The following is a 1,634-nucleotide window of genomic DNA, read 5'->3' on the forward strand; positions in this document are numbered from 1 at the left end:
GCTGAATTGCCCCTTCAAGGCCGGCACCCGCCGTCAATCACGGCGCCTGTCGCGGATAGCCAAAGGTCGTCAGACCCGCTGTTCTAAACGAGCGCTCGCGCGCGGGCCGGCGGCACCCGCCGGATCCTCGGCATCGGAAGCTGCTTCGAATACGGACCGCAGAGCGGCCCGTGTGATGAGCGCACCAGCCTATGCCGTCCCACCACATTGTACGGACAGGCCAAGCTCGCTGCGGCGGAAGCCTATATCGCGGCAGGCGCTGGCTGGGGCCGCGTGTTTGTCCCGTTCGGCCCGCACGAGCCGGAGGCGCGCCTCATCCCCTCGCTGATCCGGAGCCTGCGCGCGGGACGAGAATTCGACTGCTCGCATGGCGGGCAGCTGCGCGATTTCGTCTATGTCGATGACCTCGCGCAGATGATCGCTGCCGTGCTCGGCAGCGAGCTCACCGGCGCGGTCAATCTCGCCAGCGGCGAGCCGCGCAGTCTGCGCAGCGTGGTCGAGCATGTCGCGGGTCTCCTCGAAGCTCGCCACCTGGTCAGGTTCGGCGCCATCGCCGCCACGGGCGTCGATGCCGAGCCGATCATCGCAGCTGACGTCCGCCGCCTTTGTGAGGTGACCGCAGGCGTACCGGTCGTGGGATTCGAAGAGGGCGCCGCACGTGGTCTTGCGTGGTGGATCGATCGTCTGTCGGGGAGGGAATGACGTTGGGGTCCCCTCGCAGAGCGCCGGCGGCACCCGTGGCAATTACGGAGTTGTCTCGCTGCCCGCCTGTGCTAGCAACGTGCCGACCGAAATCTCCTTCACGCCGGCCGGGGCAAGCGATGACCACGTTCAACCGCATCTTCACGACCGAGCGTCTGCTCCAGATCATCCTGATCCTGGCGGCGACCATCGCCATGAAGCTGATGGGCTGAACGCGGGCGGATCATCGTCCGCCGAGCTCGGGCACGTCGGGCAGATAGTTCGACCCCTCCGAGCCCAGAAAATCGAACATCGCCTGCGCCGGCGGCAGCAAGACCTTGTCGCTGCGGCGGATCACGTACCATTGCCGCACGATCGGCAGGCCCGCGACGTCGAGCACGATCAGCCGGCCCTCGGTGAGCTCATGCGCCACCGTGTGGGCCGAGATGAAGGCGATGCCGAGCCCGGCGATGACGGCCTGCTTGATGGTCTCGTTGCTGCTCATCTCCATGCCGATGATCGGCTCGAGATCGGACCTCTGGAACATGCCCTCCATCAGCGTCCGCGTGCCCGAGCCGGGCTCGCGGGTGAGGAAGGTCTCGTGCACGAGATCGGTCAGGTTGAGGCCGGAATCCTTCTCCAGCCAGTGCCCCTTGCGCGCGACGATGATGTGCGGATTGCGCCCGAGCTGGCGGACGTCGACGGTGACGTCGGCCGGTGGCCGACCCATCACCGCGAAATCGAGGTCGTAGCCGTGCATGGCCTCGCGGATCTCCTCGCGATTGCCGATGGTCAGCTTGATCTCGATCTTGGGGTACCGCTTGGAAAACGCCGCGATCGCGTGCGGCACGAAATATTTCGCGGTCGAGACCGCGCCGAGATGCACGCTGCCGCCGGTCCGCCCCGCGAGCAGGTCGAGCGCGCCCTGGCAGTCCATGATGGCGGCCTCGACC

At 66.9% G+C, this 1,634-nt stretch carries 1 protein-coding gene and 1 pseudogene; one reads left to right on the forward strand and one right to left on the reverse strand.

Annotation, left to right across the window (positions count from 1 at the left end; translation table 11 throughout):
• Positions 1-111: 111 nt before the first annotated feature.
• A pseudogene (locus tag MOV75_RS37180) lies at positions 112-702 on the forward strand (NAD-dependent epimerase/dehydratase family protein); the annotation flags it as partial.
• A 223-nt stretch (positions 703-925) separates the two neighbouring features.
• On the opposite strand, the gene MOV75_RS37185 reads toward MOV75_RS37180, so the two are convergent.
• Positions 926-1,634 (reverse strand): LysR substrate-binding domain-containing protein (locus MOV75_RS37185; protein WP_247007883.1); only part of this gene is annotated, 709 nt, incomplete at its 5' end.

The sequence above is a fragment of the Bradyrhizobium sp. PRIMUS42 genome (assembly GCF_023006515.1).
GTDB lineage: Bacteria > Pseudomonadota > Alphaproteobacteria > Rhizobiales > Xanthobacteraceae > Bradyrhizobium.